Genomic DNA, 16,622 nt, shown 5'->3' on the forward strand with positions numbered 1-16,622 from the left:
GTTGCACCCGCGAACCCTTGCTCGACCGGGAGTGTAGGAGCCGTCACGCGCAAAGTCAAACGGTATCATATGTCTTATATAAGACAGATGTTTTGCGGAAATTGAGTGGACGAAAAAGTGCGGTTTGTGATGAAATGCGCGCCATGACATCGAACCAGGCGAATACCGCGAATCAGACCGGCGCAGGCGGCCCAGGGCAGCCGGGCGCGGGCGATCCCGCACCTTCGCCCGCGGCGTCGCCGTCGCCGACGTTCAGCCCGTTATACCAGCAGATTAAGTCATTGATCACGCAAAGTCTCGAATCCGGCGAATGGAAGCCGGGCGAGATCATTCCGAGCGAAGTGGAGCTCGCGGCCCGCTACAAGGTCAGCCAGGGCACCGTTCGCAAGGCGATCGACGAGCTGGCCGCCGAAAACCTCGTGGTCCGGCGGCAGGGCAAGGGTACTTTTGTTGCAACGCACAACGAGGATCGCGCGCAGTTCCGCTTCCTGCGTCTGCTGGCCGACGACGGCGCCGAACACCCGCACGTGAGCCGCCTGCTCGAATGCCGTCGCCTGCGTGCGCCGGCGGAGATCGCGCGGCAGCTCGACCTGAAGCCGGCCGACCCGGTCGTGCAGGTGCGCCGGCTGCTGGAGTTCGACGGCGAAGTGACGGTGCTCGACGAGATCTGGCTGCCGGGCGCGATGTTCCGCGGGCTCACGTTCGAGCGGCTGAGCGAGTACAAGGGGCCGCTCTACGCGATGTTCGAGACGGAATTCGGCACGCGGATGATTCGCGCGACGGAGAAGATCCGCGCGGTCGCGGCGGAGCCGTCGGTGGCGGACCTGCTGCATGTGCCCGCGGGTTTCCCGTTGCTGTCGGTCGAGCGCGTGTCCTATACATACGGGGACCGGCCGGTGGAAGTGCGTCGCGGCTGGTATGTCACAACCGGGTACTACTATCAGAATGACTTGAGTTGAGCAGCTTCGGCTCAAGCCGAGTGCGTTCGCGATTCCCACGCTCGCGAAGCACGTTTCGGGCCGCCTTTGTTCGTGTTCGCGCAACTATCCAGAGCAGACTTTCGCTGCAGCGCGATATAAAAAGGCGCTAAAATCGCGGATTAGTGTGACAACATAGTAGGGGTCTAGCATGACTGATGCAGTAAGAAAGCCGAGGCCGGAATACCGGAACATCGGATTCGGCGATATCACGATGAAATATCGCATGCCGCTGGCGGCGATATTGTCGATTCTCCATCGAGTCAGCGGCGCGCTGCTGTTCTTGTTCCTGCCGTTCCTGCTGTTCCTCTTCGACCAGAGCCTCACGTCCGAGCTCAGCTTCGAAGTCTTCAAGGCTTTCCTCTCCAACATCATCGTCAAGCTGATCGTCCTCGCACTGTCGTGGGCCTTCTTCCACCATTTCTGCGCCGGCATTCGCCACCTGCTGATGGACGTCAACCACGACGCCGTCACGAAGGAAGGCGGCAAGCGGACGGCCGTCGTCGTCTTTGTCGTCTCGATCGCGCTGACGATCGCCATGGCACTCAAACTGTTCGGAGCATTCTAAGAAAATGGCAGCCAATAACCGAATCGGCTCGAAGCGCCTCGTCGTCGGCGCTCACTACGGCCTGCGCGACTGGCTCGCGCAGCGCATCACCGCCACCATCATGGCGGTCTACACGGTCATTCTGCTCGTCCTGTTCTTCGGCGCGCACGATTTTTCGTACGAAGGCTGGGCATCGATCTTCGCCGCGCAATGGATGAAGCTCGCGACCTTCGTGATGCTGCTTTCCCTCTTCTACCACGCATGGGTCGGCGTGCGCGACATCTGGATGGACTACGTGAAGCCCGTCGGTGTGCGCCTGCTGCTGCAATCGCTGACCATCGTCTGGCTGCTCGCATGTGCGGGCTACGCCGCGCAGATTCTCTGGAGAGTGTAAAGAATGGCTGCAATCAAAACTAACCTGCCGCGCCGCAAGTTCGACGTGGTGATCGTCGGCGCGGGCGGCTCGGGCTTGCGCGCAGCGCTGCAACTGTCGCGCGCGGGCCTGTCGGTCGGCGTGCTGTCGAAGGTGTTCCCGACGCGCTCGCACACGGTGGCCGCGCAGGGCGGTATCGGTGCGTCGCTCGGCAACATGAGCGAAGACAACTGGCACTTCCACTTCTACGACACGATCAAGGGTTCCGACTGGCTCGGCGACCAGGACGCGATCGAATTCATGTGCCGTGAAGCGCCGAACGTCGTGTACGAACTCGAGCACTTCGGCATGCCGTTCGACCGCAACGCGGACGGCACGATCTACCAGCGTCCGTTCGGCGGCCACACCGCGAACTACGGCGAGAAGCCGGTCCAGCGCGCGTGCGCGGCCGCCGACCGTACCGGTCACGCGCTGCTGCACACGCTGTACCAGCAGAACGTCGAAGCGAAGACGCAGTTCTTCGTCGAATGGATGGCGCTCGACCTGATCCGCGACGCGGAAGGCGACGTGCTCGGCGTGACGGCCCTCGAGATGGAGACGGGCGACGTCTACATCATGGAAGGCAAGACGACGTTGTTCGCGACGGGCGGCGCAGGCCGGATCTTCGCGGCGTCGACCAACGCGTTCATCAACACCGGCGACGGCCTCGGCATGGCCGCGCGTTCGGGCATCGCGCTGCAGGACATGGAGTTCTGGCAGTTCCACCCGACCGGCGTGGCCGGCGCGGGCGTGCTGATCACCGAAGGCGTGCGCGGCGAAGGCGGTATCCTGCGCAACGCGAACGGCGAGCGTTTCATGGAGCGCTACGCGCCGACGCTGAAGGATCTGGCGCCGCGTGACTTCGTGTCGCGTTCGATGGACCAGGAAATCAAGGAAGGTCGCGGCGTCGGTCCGAACAAGGATCACGTGCTGCTCGACCTGTCGCACATCGGCGCCGAGACGATCATGAAGCGTCTGCCGTCGATCCGCGAAATCGCGCTGAAGTTCGCGAACGTCGACGCGATCAAGGAACCGATCCCGGTCGTCCCGACGATCCACTACCAGATGGGCGGCATCCCGACCAACATCCACGGTCAGGTCGTCGGCACGTCGCGCGATCACAAGGAACCGGTCAACGGCTTCTACGCAGTGGGCGAATGCTCGTGCGTGTCCGTGCACGGCGCGAACCGCCTCGGCACGAACTCGCTGCTGGACCTCGTGGTGTTCGGCCGTGCGGCCGGCAACCACATCGTCGAGCACGTGAAGAACCAGAAGGAACACAAGCCGCTGCCGGCCGATGCAGGCGAATTCTCGCTGGCGCGCCTGAACAAGCTCGACAAGTCGACGTCGGGCGAATACACGCAGGACGTCGCGAACGACATCCGCGCGACGATGCAGAAGCACGCGGGCGTGTTCCGCACGTCGGCGCTGCTGAAGGAAGGCGTCGAGCAGATGGCCGGCCTGGCGGCGCGCGTGGACAACATCCACCTGAAGGACAAGTCGAAGGTGTTCAACACCGCGCGCGTCGAAGCGCTCGAGCTGGAGAACCTGATCGAAGTGGCGCGCGCCACGATGGTGTCGGCGGAAGCGCGCAAGGAAAGCCGTGGCGCGCACGCACACAGCGACTACGAACATCGCGACGACGAGAACTGGCTGCGCCACACGCTGTGGTACAGCGAAGGCGATCGCCTCGACTACAAGCCGGTTCAAATGAAGCCGCTGACGGTCGAATCCGTGCCGCCGAAGCCGCGCACGTTCTAAGCCGAGTCAAAGGAATCCGAAATGGCAAAACGCATTTTTGAAGTCTACCGCTACGATCCGGACAAGGACGCAGCGCCGCGCATGCAGACGTACGAGCTCGAGATCCAGCATGAGCGCATGCTGCTCGACGCACTGGTGAAGCTGAAGGCCGTCGACGAGACGCTGTCGTTCCGCCGTTCGTGCCGCGAAGGCGTGTGCGGTTCGGACGCGATGAACATCAACGGCAAGAACGGTCTCGCGTGCCTGACGAACCTGAACGACCTGCCGCAGAAGATCGTGCTGCGTCCGCTGCCGGGCCTGCCCGTCGTGCGCGACCTGATCGTCGACATGACGCACTTCTTCAACCAGTACCACTCGATCAAGCCGTACCTGATCAACGACGCGCCGCCGCCGGAGAAGGAACGTCTCCAGTCGCCGGAAGAACGCGACGAGCTCGACGGCGTGTACGAGTGCATTCTGTGCGCGAGCTGCTCGACGTCGTGCCCGAGCTTCTGGTGGAACCCGGACAAGTTCGTCGGCCCGGCCGGCCTGCTGCAGGCTTACCGCTTCATCGCGGACAGCCGCGACACGGCCACCGGCGAGCGTCTCGACAACCTGGAAGACCCGTACCGTCTGTTCCGTTGCCACACGATCATGAACTGCGTCGACGTTTGCCCGAAGGGCCTGAACCCGACGAAGGCGATCGGCAAGATCAAGGAACTGATGGTCCGCCGCGCGGTTTAAGGCCGGGTTGCAATGAGCGACGATTCGCATCAATCCGACCCGCACCGTCGCGCGCGCCTTCGCTGGCGCGCGCGGCGGGGTCTGCTGGAAAACGATATCGTATTCGAGCGTTTCTTCGGCAGATACGAGCATGACCTCACCGATGCAGACGTAGGCGCGTTGTCGCGCCTGCTCGATCTGAGCGACAACGACCTGATGGACTTGCTCCTCGCGCGCAAGGAACCAGAGGGCGACCTAGACAGCCCGGATATTCACCGGCTGTTGGAGATGCTGCGCAACGTGTAACGCCAAGGTGTAACGCGCTGTGCCCGTTATCGAATCCCGTTTCTTTATTTCGATTGAGGATGTGCCATGACTCCGTCTGATGTTAAAGCCACGCTATCGTTCAGCGACAACTCGCCGAGCGTCGAACTGCCGATCTACAAGGGCACGATGGGCCCGGACGTAATCGACATCCGCAAGCTGTACGGCCAGACCGGCAAGTTCACGTACGACCCGGGCTTCATGTCGACGGCGGCTTGTAATTCGGCGATCACGTACATCGACGGCGACAAGGGCGAGCTGCTGTACCGCGGCTACCCGATCGACAACCTCGCGCAGAACGCGGACTTCCTCGAAAGCTGCTACCTGCTGCTGAAGGGCGAGCTGCCGAACGCAGCGCAGAAGAAGGAATTCGTCGACACCGTCACGAAGCACACGATGGTGCACGAGCAAATGCACTTCTTCTTCCGTGGTTTCCGCCGCGACGCGCACCCGATGGCGATCCTGGTCGCCGCGGTCGGCGCGCTGTCCGCGTTCTACCACGACTCGCTCGACATCAACGACCCGCGTCACCGTGAAGTGTCGGCGATCCGCATGATCGCGAAGCTGCCGACGCTCGTCGCGATGGCGTACAAGTACAGCATCGGCCAGCCGTTCGTGTATCCGAAGAACTCGCTGTCGTACAGCGCGAACTTCATGCACATGATGTTCTCGAACCCGTGCGAGGAGTACAAGGTCAACGACGTGCTCGTCCGCGCGCTCGACCGTATCCTGATCCTGCACGCCGACCACGAGCAGAACGCGTCGACGTCGACGGTCCGCCTCGCCGGTTCGTCGGGTGCGAACCCGTTCGCGTGTATCGCCGCCGGTATCGCATGTCTGTGGGGCCCGGCGCACGGTGGTGCGAACGAAGCCGCGCTGAACATGCTCGAGCAGATCGGTTCGCCGGACAACATCCCCGAATTCATCAAGCAGGTGAAGGACAAGAATTCGGGCGTGAAGCTGATGGGCTTCGGCCACCGCGTGTACAAGAACTACGATCCACGTGCGAAGCTGATGCGCGAAACGTGCTACGAAGTGCTGAACGAACTGGGCCTGCACGACGACCCGCTGTTCAAGCTCGCGATGCAGCTCGAGAAGATCGCGCTGGAAGACGAATACTTCGTGTCGCGCAAGCTGTACCCGAACGTCGACTTCTACTCGGGCATCGTCCAGCGCGCGCTGGGCATCCCGACGTCGATGTTCACGTGTATCTTCGCGATGGCACGTACGGTCGGCTGGATCGCACAGTGGAACGAAATGATCGCCGATCCGGAACAGAAGATCGGCCGTCCGCGCCAGCTGTTCATCGGCGACACGCCGCGCGAAGCGAAGCCGATCGACGCACGTTAAGTCGTGTGCGGCGCGAACGGCCGGCAGGCCGCTCGCGTCGGGCAATCGCAACGCCACGACACCCCGACGGGTCCGCCCGTCGGGGTGTTTTCATTTGTGCGGTGAATTGGCGCGGCGCTCCAGCGAGGGCGGGCGGGTATCGAGTGCCGGCGCGTCGTCGTCGGGGGCGTGGCCGTGCTGCTTGAAGAACTGCCGGTACGCGCCCGGCGTCATCCCGCGCGCGGCGAGGAACTGGCGGTTGAAGTTCGCGGCGTTCGGAATGCCGCAGCGCGCGGCTACCGTCGCGATCGGCCAGTCGGTGCCGACGAGATGACGGCACGCGTGCGCGAGTCGCAGCCGTTGCAGGTAGCGGCCGACGCTTTCGCCGAGATGCCGGACGAACAGGCGCTGCAGCGTGCGCTCGGACATGTGCGCGGCGGCGGCGAGCGCGTCGATGCGCAGCGGTTCGTGAAAGCGCCGGTCGATCGCATCGAGCACGCGGTCGAGGCGTTCGGCTTCGGGCGCGGCCGCGTCGGCGGACGGTGCCGTGCCGTCCGGCCGGTCATACGCGTGCGCGGTGGCGAGCGGCGTGCCGCCGGCTTCGGCGAGATCGGCGAGCGTGTCGAGCGCCGCCGCGAGCCGTGCGCGCGGCGACGGATCGAGCAACCGCGGCAGTCGCGCCCGCATCGCGCGGGCGGCTTCCACGTCGAAACGCAGGCCGGGCGCCGCGCGACGCAGCAGCGAGCGCAGCGGCGCGTATTCGGGGCAGCAATCTGCCAGCCGCCGCACCCAGTCGCCGTCGAACCAGACGACGAGCGCGACTTCGGGCGCCGCGCGATCGATGCGCGCGTTCGACGACCACGTATGCGGCAGGTTGGGCGGCACGAGCACGAGATCGTCGTCCGCGTAGCGCGCGACGTGATCGCCGATGAAGCGCTGGCCGCGGCTGTTGAGCGTCAGCGTCAGTTCGTACTCGGGATGGCGATGCCATTCGAACGGGATGCGCGCGAGCTGGCGGTGATACACGCGGATCGAACAGCCTGGCGAGAACGTCACATGCTCGTACTGCGGTTTCATCGCGGCCTCCGGTAGGGGCGGGTAGCGCGTCGTGGCATGATCGAGAACGCAATCGTCACCACGGAGCGATGCCATGTTTTCACACGTTTGCGTCGGCGTCAGCGATACGACGCGCGCCTACGATTTCTACGCGCCGCTGTTCGCGGCACTCGGGCTGCGCCTGAAATTCCGCGAGCCGGACGGCTGGTCGGGCTGGATGCCGGCCGATGCCGACCGGCCGCTGTTCTTCTTCGGCCGGCCGCTCGACGGCCGCGCGCCCGAACCGGGCAACGGGCACACGGTCGCGTTCGTCGCGCCGGCCCGCGCGCTCGTCGATCGCTGCCATGCGCTCGCGCTGCGGCACGGCGGTACCTGCGAAGGGCCGCCGGGCCTGCGCCCGGACTATCACCGCGACTACTACGGCGCCTATTTTCGCGATCCGGACGGCAACAAGCTCTGCGTGGTCTGTCATCGTCCGGAGTAACGCGCGGTTGTCAGAATTGTATCGATAGTTGACCGGATAGCGGTGATGGCGGCCTCGTACCGGCCGTACGCTGACAGCACATCACGATACGCTTCAGCGAGGAGACCACGATGCAACTGACGATTGACGATCTGCCGGCCGCGATTCGCGCGGCGAAACGGGTGCTGCGCGCCGACCTGCCCGGTTACGCGGCGTCGTTTCGCGAACTGGAGGGCGACATCGCGCGGCAGGTCGAGGCGATCCGCCGCGCGCACGCGCACGGCCATGACGTGATCCCGGTCGTGCCGTTCGCGGATATCGCGGGCGGCACCGTCGATCCTCGCGCGATCGCCGCCATCCGCACGCACGGCGCGGTCGTGATTCGCGGCGTATTCGACGCGCATCAGGCGCGCGACTGGAACGACGAGATCGGTGCGTATCTGGATGCGAACCGCTTCGCCGAGCGGTTGAATGCGCGTGCGGAAGACCGCTATTTCGGCAATCTCGCATCGGGCAAGCCGCAGATCTACGGCGTCTACTGGTCGAAGCCGCAGGTGGCCGCGCGCCAGTCGCCGGCGCTGACGCAGGCACGTGTGTTCCTGAACCGCCTGTGGCGGCACGCGGATGCCGTGCGCATGCATTTCGATCCGGACCAGGTGCCGGCCTATGCGGACCGGATTCGCCGCCGGCCGCCCGGCTCGACGTCGCTCGGGCTGTCGCCGCACGTCGACGGCGGCTCCGTCGAGCGCTGGCTCGGGGCGAACTTCCGGCAGGTCTACCGGCACGTGCTGGCCGGTCGCTGGCGCGATTACGATCCGTTCGACGCCGCGTTCCGTCCCGACGTGGAAGAGATTCCGTCGCCGGCCGTCTGTTCGATGTTCCGCACGTTCCAGGGCTGGACCGCGCTGACGCCGCAGGGGCCCGGCGACGGCACGCTGCAGTTGATCCCGGTCGCGAACGCGATGGCCTACGTCGTGCTGCGCGCGCTGCAGGACGACGTCGCCGACGACGACCTGTGCGGCGCGCGTCCCGGCCGCGCGCTGTCGATCCGGCCCGAATGGCATGCGCTGCTGCTCGACGCGCTGGTGCCGATCCCGCACATGGCGCCGGGCGACGCGGTGTTCTGGCACGGCGACGTCGTGCATGCGGTGGAGGATGCGCACCGCGGCAGCGGCGACAGCAACGTGATGTACATCGCGGCCGCGCCGGGCTGCGCGAAGAACGACGCATACCTGCGGCGTCAGCGGTCCGCGTTCGTGCGCGGCGAGAGTCCGCCCGATTTCCCGGCCGATCATTTCGAGGTCGATTTCGACGGGCGTGGCGACGAAGGCGACCTGACGGTGCTGGGCCGAGCGCAGATGGGGTTCGGGCCCGGCGCGTGACGGCCTTCTGCCGAATCCGCTGCGTGCCGCGCGCAATTCGACGCAATCGGCTGTCGGCGCTGCCGAAATCGACGCGAATTGCGCAATTTGGCTTCCGATAATGGTCCGGACACAACGCCGCGGGCCCTTGCGCCGCAAGGGTGCGGCGCAGACCATGGAGGAGTCGATGCAATTCACGCAAGCGATCGTTCGCCGTCCGGCACCGTCGTGTGGCGCGGGCCTGACCACCGCCGCACTCGGCGCACCCGACTACGACAAGACGCTCACGCAGTTTCATGCGTATTGCGACGCGCTGCGCACGCTCGGCGTCGCGCTGACCGAGTTGCCGCCGCTGGACGCGTTCCCCGATTCGCACTTCGTCGAGGACGTCGCGGTCGTGACGCCGGAATTCGCGGTGATCACGCGCCCCGGCGCCCCTGCGCGGCGCGGCGAGACGGTGCATATCGAAGCGGCACTCGCCGCGCATCGCGACCTGCTGCCGATGCAGGACGGCCGTCTCGACGGCGGCGACGTGATGCTGGTCGGCAAGTGCTTCTACATCGGCCTGACGGGCCGCACCGACGCCGAAGGCATCGCCGCGTTCGAGGCGCTGGTGTCGCGCTACGGCTACTCGGTCGTGGCGGTACCGGTCGGCGCGGGACTGCACCTGAAGTCGGTCGTCAACGCGCTCGGCGACGACACGCTGCTCGTGACCGAAGCGCTGGCCGCGCATCCGGCGTTCGCCGGCTATCGCCGGATCACGGTCTCGGCCGCTGACGAATACGCGGGCAACACGCTGCGCGTGAACGGCACGCTGATCACGCCGGCCGGTTATCCGCGCGTTCACGATGCGATCGCGTCGCTCGGCATGCCGCTGCACGTGATCGACACGAGCGAGTTCCGCAAGATGGACGGCGGCCTGACCTGCCTGTCGCTGCGGTTCTAGCCGATTGGCGCGCGGCCGCTTCGGCCGGATAATGTGGCCCCGCGCGGACGAGGACACGTTCCGCGCACCAGCCACGACCGACCGGAGCGAACGCGGATGACCGACAAGAAGAGGCAGCTCGACAAGATCGATCTCCGGATCCTCGACATCCTGCGTACCGACGGGCGGATTTCCTACCGGAAGCTGTCGGAGCGCGTGAACCTCACGCCGCGGCCCTGCCAGGCGCGCGTGGAGCGGCTCGAGGCGCTCGGCGTGATCGAAGGCTACCGCGCGGTGATCAAGGCGCCGCGCGCGACCAAGCCGATCGTCGTGATCGCGCAGATCGTGCTGGCCGACCACGGGCGTTCGCAGGCGCCGTTCGAGGACGAAATGCGGGCGAATCCGGCCGTGCTCGATTGCTGGCTCGTCAGCGGCACGTTCGATTTTCTGGTGCGGCTCGCGTGCGAGGATCTCGACGAGTACCGGCGGATCGCCAACGTGTGGCTGGAAAGCCCGCGATTCCGGATCGAGAAGATCGTGACGACGGCCGAACTGCAGGCGATCAAGCGCAGCGTCGTGTGATGCGCCCGGCCGGGCAGGACCCGGCTCGACGCGAATGACCAGGCCAATCGATTCGCATCCCGAATCAATAAAATTGGCGGAAGAAGCCGGAACCAATCAGGGTGAACACTATGGATGCTATGCAAGCGGCAGTGGAGACGGCTGCGCCGTCCGGGACGACGCTCAAGCGCCGTCTGCAGGGCCGCCACATCGCGATGATCGCGATCGGCGGCTCGATCGGCACGGGGCTGTTCGTCGCGTCGGGCGCGTCGGTTGCGCAGGCGGGGCCGGGCGGGGCGATCGCCGCCTATATCGCGATCGGGATCATGGTCTATTTCGTCGTCACCGGGCTCGGCGAGATGGCGGCGCTGATGCCCGTGTCGGGCTCGTTCGCGATCTACGGCGAGAAGTACGTCGACGAAGGCTTCGGCGTCGCGCTCGGCTGGACCTACTGGTACAGCTGGGCCGTGACGATCGCGATCGAGCTGGTCGCCGCGCAGATCGTGATGCGCTACTGGTTTCCGGCGGTGCCGGGCATAGGGTGGGGCGCGGGCTTCCTCGTGCTGATCTTCCTGCTCAATACGCTGTCGGTGCGCGGCTTCGGCGAATCGGAATACTGGTTCTCGCTGATCAAGGTCGTCACCGTGATCGCGTTCATCGCGGCGGGGCTGCTGATCGCGGCCGGCGTGCTCGGCAGCGGGCATACCGGCAGCGGGCATACCGGCACCGGGCATCCGGTCGGCTGGCGCAACTTCACGACGGGCGACGCGCCGTTCGTCGGCGGCGTGCACGCGATGATGAGCGTCGCGCTGATCGCGGGTTTCTCGTTTCTCGGCACCGAGCTGGTCGGGATCGCGGCCGGTGAATCGGAAAATCCGCGCAAGACGATCCCGCGCGCGGTGAAGCAGATCTTCTGGCGGATCATGCTGTTCTACGTGCTCGCGATCTTCGTGATCGGCCTGCTCGTGCCGTACACCGACCCGAACCTGCTGAAGAGCGACGTGACCGACATCGGCGTGAGTCCGTTCACGCTGGTGTTCAGCCATGCGGGCTTCCCGCTTGCCGCCGGCGCGATGAACCTGGTGATCCTGACGGCCGTGCTGTCGGCCGGCAATTCCGGCACCTACGCGGCGACGCGGATGCTGTACAACCTCGCCGCGGAAGGGCGCGCGCCGGCGATGTTCGCGACGCTGTCGCCGGGCGGCGTGCCGCGCAACGCGCTGTACGCGACGATGGCCGTCGGCGGGCTGTGCTTCCTCACGTCGCTGACCAACAACCAGCGCATCTATCTGTGGCTGTTGAACACGGTCGGCATCACGGGCTTCATTGCGTGGCTCGGCATCGCGGTCTGCCATTACCGGTTCCGCAAGGGTTTCCTGAAGCAGGGCTACCGGCTCGACCAGTTACCGTACCGCGCGAAGTGGTTCCCGTTCGGGCCGCTGTTCGCGATCGCGATCTGCATCGTGATTTCGCTCGGGCAGGACTATCAGGCGTTCTTCGCGGCGCGCATCGACTGGATGGAAGTGCTGTCGATCTATGTCTGGATTCCGCTGTTCGTCGCGATCTGGTGGGCGTATCGCCGCGCACGCAAGAGCCGGCTCGTGCGCTACGAGGAGATGGAGATCGGGCCGTGGCTGGCGCGCGCGGTCGACGGGGCGGCGGATGCGCGCGAGTCGTCGCGCGGCGCGTAGCGGGCGGGCCGCTCGCGTGACGGCCGGCCGCGGGCCGCGATAACATCGCGATTCGCACGGCGTGCTGCCCGGGCCGGTGGCATGCCGCGCGTTTCCCGATCGATTTCGCGTCCAGCACACAACATGACAACCCAGCCGAACCGCGTTTCCTCCCCGTCACTTGCCTCCCGCGCCAGCGTGCGCGAGATCGCCGATGCCGTGCGCGCGGCCGGACGGCGTGCCGTCGACGTCGCTGACGACGCGCTCGCGCGTCTCGCGGCGATCGCGCCGCTCAATGCGATGGTGCACGTCGATGCCGAGCTGGCCCGCCGCACGGCCGAGCGCATCGATGCCCGCGTCGCGCGGGGCGAGGCGCTGCCGCTCGCGGGCGTGCCGTTCGTGATCAAGGACAACCTCGATACCGCCGCGATGCCGACGCTCGGTGCGAGCCCGGCGCTGGGCGGCTATCGCGCAACCGGCGATGCGCAGACCGTACGGCGCCTGCTCGAAGCCGGTGCGGTGCCGCTGGGCAAGGCGAACATGCACGAACTCGCGTTCGGCATCACGAGCGGCAACGGGCATTTCGGCGCGGTCGGCAATCCGCATGATCCGCAGCGCATCGCCGGCGGGTCGAGCGGCGGAACGGCGGCCGCGGTCGCGGCCGGCATCCCGTTCGGCCTCGGCACCGACACGGGCGGCTCGGTGCGCATTCCGGCCGCATTCTGCGGCGTGTACGGGCTGCGGCCGTCCGCGCAGCGCTATTCGCCGCATGGCGTGCTGTCGCTGTCGCCCACCCGCGATACGGTCGGGCCGATCGGCCACGGCATCGACGATTTGCTGCTGCTCGACGCCGTGCTGACGCGCGACGACAGCGTGGCCGTCGCGCCGGAATGGCCGCAGTTGCGTATCGGCGTACCGGGCGCGCCTTACTTCGACGCGCTCGACCCGGGCGTTGCGGCCCGCATCGAACACGCGTTCTCGTCGTGCGTGGCGGCCGGCGCGACGCTCGTGCCGCTGCCGGCGATGCCGCTGCACGACGCGAGCGAGGCCTGCGGCCTGCCGATCGTGGCGTTCGAGGCGAACCGGTACTGGCGCCGCTTTGCGGCCGAGCGGCTGCGCATTCCGTTCGAGACGTTCGTCGAACGGATCGCGAGCGACGACGTGCGCGGCATCTTCCGCTCACTCGTCGAAGCGCCGGTCGAGGCCGACGCCTATGCGGAAGCGATCGTGTGCCGGCAGCGTCTCGTGCACTGGTACGACGATGCGTTCGGCGCGCCGGTCGACTGCATCGCGATGCCGACGGTGCCGGGCGAGCCGCCGTCGCTCGGCGACACCGCCGCGATGACGCCCGAACAGGGCGCTGCGCTGTTCGCGCGCGTCGTGCGCCAGACGTCGCCGGCGACACTCGCCGGCGTACCGTCCGTGTCGATCCCGGCCGGGCTCTCCACGCGGACGGGGCTGCCGGTCGGGCTCATGCTGGAGGGGCCGTGGGGCAGCGACCGGCGCCTGCTCGCGATCGCCCGCCGGATCGACGCGCGGCTGCGGGATCGCGCAGCGGCCGCCTGAGCCGCGGCCGCGTTCAGGCCAGATAGGCCTTCATGAAGTCGACCCACGCGCGCACTTTTTGCGGCACGTGCGTGGTCGACGGATACAACGCGTAGACGGCCTGCGGCGGAAACCGGTAGTCGGGCAGTGCGTCGACCAGCGCACCGCACGCGAGGTCGTCGCGCACGAGCCATTCGGGCAGCAGCGCGACGCCGCTGCCCTGGCGCGCGAGCACGCGCAGCACCGACGCGTTGTCGACGACGACGCGCGGCTTGGCGCCGGGCCGGAAGGCATGCGGGTTGCCGTCGCGGTCCGTGAGCGTCCAGGTGGCGATGCGCTCGAGCCGCGTATGCCCGAGCTGTGGCAGGCGCGCGAGCACGTCGGGCGAGTCGATGCGGGACAGGCCCGCGGCGGCGAGCAGCGACGGCGCGATCACGGGCCGCACTTCGTAGGTCGCCAGGCACGCGCCGCGGTAGGGCAGGTCCTGGAACTGCTCGAGGCGCCCGAGGCGAATCGCGACGTCGACGCGCTCCCGCACCAGGTCGACCTGCGCCGCATGCGTCTCGAGCCGCACGCGCAGCGCGGGATGGCGCTGCATGAACGCATGCAGCGCGGGCGCGACCACCATCGTCCCGTACTCGACCGTCGACGTCACGCGCAGCACGCCGTGCATCCCGCCGTGCTCGCTGCGGGCGTCGTCGATCGCGCTCTCGGCTTCCTCCAGCACGCGCAGGCAGCGCGCATGGAAGCGCTCGCCCGCGTCGGTCAGCTCGACGCGCCGCGTCGTGCGCGTGAACAGCGTGACGCCGAGTTCGGCTTCGAGCTGCTTGATGTTGAAGCTGACCGCGGCCCGGGCCTGATTCAACTGGGCGGCGGCGGCCGTAAACGACCCCGCTTCCACGACGGCGCGGAAGACGGCGAAACGATCGAGACTCACCATGGCGTGTCGGCTGCTTTCCGGAAAACCGACATGTTGCCCTGATTGTCAAAATTTTTCGACCAGTCTTGCCGTCCGGACGGTCTTATCGACGCGCGCGTCGAACCTTACACTGCGGCGTTTCGTTCGTCTTCCGCCACATGACCGATCGCTCGAAAATCGCCGCCGTCTACCTGCTCGGGTTCGCGATCGACCTCGCCAACATGTTCGTCATCAACGCCGCGTATCCGACGATCCAGCGCGAGCTGCACGCATCGGTCGCGCAGCTGGCGTGGATCGGCAACATGTACGTGCTCGGGCTGACCGTCGTGATCCCGCTCGGCACCTGGCTGGCGCGGCGTTTCGGCGAGCGCCGGCTGCTGATCGCGTCGCTGGTGCTGTTCGCGCTCGGCAGCGTCGGTGTCGGCCTGTCGGCGTCGATCGGCGCGCTGCTCGCGTGGCGCCTGATCCAGGGGCTCGGCGGCGGGTTGCTGATCCCGGTCGGGCAGACGATGGCCTATCGCGCGTATCCGCCGGATGCACGTGCCCACCTGACGTCGATCGTGATGATGGTCGCGCTGCTCGTGCCCGCCTTGTCGCCGGCGCTCGGCGGCGTGATCGTCGATCGCGCGTCGTGGCGGGCGATCTTCTTCGGCATGGTGCCGCTGGCCGCCGCGACCAGCGTGCTCGCGTTCGCGTGGCTGCCGCCGGACGCAGCGGGCGAACGTCCGCCGGCGCTCGATGCCCGCGGCCTCGCGTTGAGCGCCGTGGCGCTGGTCGCGCTGCTGCTCGGCCTGACGTTCGCGGGCCAGCCGGGGGGCGGCCGCCTGGCGATCGCGCCGCTGTCGGTCGCGCTGGTCGCCGGTGGCGCGTACGTCGCGCATGCGCGACGCGCGGCGGCCCCGCTGCTCGACCTGCGCCTCGTCGCGCAGCCGCTGCTGCGGATCGGCTTGATCGTCTATCTGTGCGTGCCGGGCGTGTTCACCGGCGTGAACCTGGTCGCGGCGCTGTACCTGCAGAACGCGCTCGGGCTCAGCGCGACGCATACGGGCGCGCTGATGGTGCCGTGGGCGATCGCGTCGTTCGTCGCGATCGCGACGACGCGGCGCTGTTTTCCGAAGTGGGGCGCGAAGCCGCTGTTCATGAGCGGGATCGCGATCGATGCGATCGGCATCGTGCTGCTCGCGACACCGCTCGCTGGTTTCGAGGCCGGGCGCGTGCTGGCTTTCGTCGCGATGGGGCTCGGCGCCAGCATGTGCACGAGCACGTCGCAAAGCGCGGCGTTCCTCGACGTTCCCGCCGCGCGGATGGGCGACGCGAGCGCGCTGTGGAACATCAACCGGCAGTTGAGCTTCTGCCTCGGCGTCGCCGTGCTGGGCAGCGCGCTGAATTTCCTGCTGTCGACGCATGGCGACGACGCGCGGCTGTCTTACCAGCAGTGCTTCGGCCTGGCCGCGTTGCTGACGCTGCTGCCGCTGCCGTTCGTCGCGCGCCTCGCCCTGCACCGCGCGCCTGCCGCGCGACCGGTTTCCCAACGTACGCAAGTGTCGAAATGAATCCGTCCAACCCGTTTTTCCAGGAAGTGGTCGACGCGCACGTCGACATCGAGCAATGGTTGTCCGGCCATGCGTCACGCGACGCGCTCGCGCCGCTGATCGCGCGTTTTTCGCGGCGTTTCTCGATGATTTCGCTGCAGGGGCATGCGCTGGATTTCGCGGATATCGACGTCCTGTTCTCGCGCGGCCACGGCGCGCGTCCCGGGCTGCGGATCGCGATCGACGAACTGCACGAAGTGAGCGCGTGGCAGGGCGGCGCGGTGATTGCCTATCGCGAGACGCAGGTCGACGGAGCGGGGCGGCGCATCGTGCGCCGTTCGACCGTCGTATTCGAGCGCGACGCGAACGGCCGCATCGGCTGGCTGCGCCTGCATGAAACACCGGTGACGGGCTGACCGTCGCCACCGCGCCCGCCGCCGCGTGCCTGGCGGCGGGCGTACGCAGTCCGAGCGGCACGACAAGCAGAAACCTGAGAGATGACGATAAAAACAATCGAATCCGCGCGCCGCAAGGGCGC

General features: G+C 67.0%; 17 protein-coding genes. 15 read left to right on the plus strand and 2 right to left on the minus strand.

The window, feature by feature from the left end; all coding sequences use genetic code 11:
* Window positions 1-134: 134 nt before the first annotated feature.
* The 7 genes from VXM69_RS06130 to gltA all read left to right on the plus strand — a co-directional run bounded on the left by VXM69_RS06130 (window position 135) and on the right by gltA (window position 6,073).
* The gene (locus VXM69_RS06130) at window positions 135-959 is read left to right on the plus strand and encodes a GntR family transcriptional regulator (RefSeq protein ID WP_080287700.1); all 825 of its coding nucleotides are present in this window, start codon (window positions 135-137) and stop codon (window positions 957-959) included.
* A 169-nt stretch (window positions 960-1,128) separates the two neighbouring features.
* A complete protein-coding gene (sdhC, locus tag VXM69_RS06135; RefSeq protein ID WP_034185792.1) occupies window positions 1,129-1,545 on the plus strand; it encodes a succinate dehydrogenase, cytochrome b556 subunit in 417 nt (138 codons plus the stop codon).
* Between the two features lie 4 nt (window positions 1,546-1,549).
* Window positions 1,550-1,918 carry a succinate dehydrogenase, hydrophobic membrane anchor protein gene (gene sdhD, locus VXM69_RS06140; protein WP_011355745.1) on the plus strand — a complete coding sequence of 123 codons (369 nt, stop codon included), beginning with the start codon at window positions 1,550-1,552 and terminating at the stop codon, window positions 1,916-1,918.
* Window positions 1,919-1,921: 3 nt separating this feature from the next.
* Entirely contained in the window at window positions 1,922-3,697 is a 1,776-nt protein-coding gene (gene sdhA, locus VXM69_RS06145; RefSeq protein ID WP_034185793.1) for a succinate dehydrogenase flavoprotein subunit, read from the plus strand.
* 21 nt (window positions 3,698-3,718) lie between these two features.
* Window positions 3,719-4,420 carry a succinate dehydrogenase iron-sulfur subunit gene (locus VXM69_RS06150; RefSeq protein WP_011658352.1) on the plus strand — a complete coding sequence of 234 codons (702 nt, stop codon included), beginning with the start codon at window positions 3,719-3,721 and terminating at the stop codon, window positions 4,418-4,420.
* Between the two features lie 12 nt (window positions 4,421-4,432).
* Window positions 4,433-4,705, plus strand: coding sequence for a succinate dehydrogenase assembly factor 2 (locus tag VXM69_RS06155; RefSeq protein ID WP_011548107.1), 273 nt, complete (start codon window positions 4,433-4,435; stop codon window positions 4,703-4,705).
* A 66-nt stretch (window positions 4,706-4,771) separates the two neighbouring features.
* Entirely contained in the window at window positions 4,772-6,073 is a 1,302-nt protein-coding gene (gltA, locus tag VXM69_RS06160; protein WP_034185794.1) for a citrate synthase, read from the plus strand.
* A 90-nt stretch (window positions 6,074-6,163) separates the two neighbouring features.
* On the opposite strand, the gene VXM69_RS06165 is transcribed toward gltA, so the two are convergent.
* Window positions 6,164-7,129 carry an AraC family transcriptional regulator gene (locus VXM69_RS06165; RefSeq protein ID WP_301741882.1) on the minus strand — a complete coding sequence of 322 codons (966 nt, stop codon included), beginning with the start codon at window positions 7,127-7,129 and terminating at the stop codon, window positions 6,164-6,166.
* A gap of 73 nt (window positions 7,130-7,202) precedes the next feature.
* Between VXM69_RS06165 and VXM69_RS06170 the strand changes: the two genes are divergently transcribed.
* The 6 genes from VXM69_RS06170 (at window position 7,203) to iaaH (ending at window position 13,654) form a co-directional block, all read left to right on the plus strand.
* Window positions 7,203-7,592 (plus strand): VOC family protein, encoded by a 390-nt coding sequence (locus tag VXM69_RS06170; RefSeq protein ID WP_034185795.1) that lies wholly within the window; start codon window positions 7,203-7,205, stop codon window positions 7,590-7,592.
* 110 nt (window positions 7,593-7,702) lie between these two features.
* Complete coding sequence (locus VXM69_RS06175; protein ID WP_049030376.1) at window positions 7,703-8,953, plus strand: DUF1479 domain-containing protein; 1,251 nt, start codon at window positions 7,703-7,705, stop codon at window positions 8,951-8,953.
* A 166-nt stretch (window positions 8,954-9,119) separates the two neighbouring features.
* Window positions 9,120-9,878 carry a dimethylarginine dimethylaminohydrolase family protein gene (locus VXM69_RS06180; RefSeq protein ID WP_034185982.1) on the plus strand — a complete coding sequence of 253 codons (759 nt, stop codon included), beginning with the start codon at window positions 9,120-9,122 and terminating at the stop codon, window positions 9,876-9,878.
* 96 nt (window positions 9,879-9,974) lie between these two features.
* Window positions 9,975-10,439 (plus strand): Lrp/AsnC family transcriptional regulator, encoded by a 465-nt coding sequence (locus tag VXM69_RS06185; RefSeq protein ID WP_034185797.1) that lies wholly within the window; start codon window positions 9,975-9,977, stop codon window positions 10,437-10,439.
* A 110-nt stretch (window positions 10,440-10,549) separates the two neighbouring features.
* On the plus strand, window positions 10,550-12,109 hold the full coding sequence (locus VXM69_RS06190; RefSeq protein ID WP_069705030.1) for an amino acid permease: 1,560 nt from the start codon (window positions 10,550-10,552) through the stop codon (window positions 12,107-12,109).
* A gap of 123 nt (window positions 12,110-12,232) precedes the next feature.
* Window positions 12,233-13,654, plus strand: a complete 1,422-nt coding sequence (gene iaaH / locus VXM69_RS06195) for an indoleacetamide hydrolase (protein ID WP_367189161.1) — start codon at window positions 12,233-12,235, stop codon at window positions 13,652-13,654.
* Window positions 13,655-13,667: 13 nt separating this feature from the next.
* On the opposite strand, the gene VXM69_RS06200 is transcribed toward iaaH, so the two are convergent.
* Complete coding sequence (locus VXM69_RS06200) at window positions 13,668-14,573, minus strand: LysR family transcriptional regulator (protein ID WP_034185800.1); 906 nt, start codon at window positions 14,571-14,573, stop codon at window positions 13,668-13,670.
* Between the two features lie 137 nt (window positions 14,574-14,710).
* Between VXM69_RS06200 and VXM69_RS06205 the strand changes: the two genes are divergently transcribed.
* Both VXM69_RS06205 and VXM69_RS06210 read left to right on the plus strand, forming a co-directional pair.
* Complete coding sequence (locus VXM69_RS06205; RefSeq protein ID WP_367189162.1) at window positions 14,711-16,105, plus strand: MFS transporter; 1,395 nt, start codon at window positions 14,711-14,713, stop codon at window positions 16,103-16,105.
* Window positions 16,102-16,500, plus strand: a complete 399-nt coding sequence (locus tag VXM69_RS06210; protein ID WP_059558356.1) for a hypothetical protein — start codon at window positions 16,102-16,104, stop codon at window positions 16,498-16,500. The genes VXM69_RS06205 and VXM69_RS06210 overlap by 4 nt, the downstream gene beginning before the upstream one ends.
* Window positions 16,501-16,622: the final 122 nt, after the last annotated feature.

The organism is Burkholderia sp. Ed8, assembly GCF_040761425.1.
In the GTDB taxonomy this organism is placed as follows: domain Bacteria; phylum Pseudomonadota; class Gammaproteobacteria; order Burkholderiales; family Burkholderiaceae; genus Burkholderia; species Burkholderia seminalis.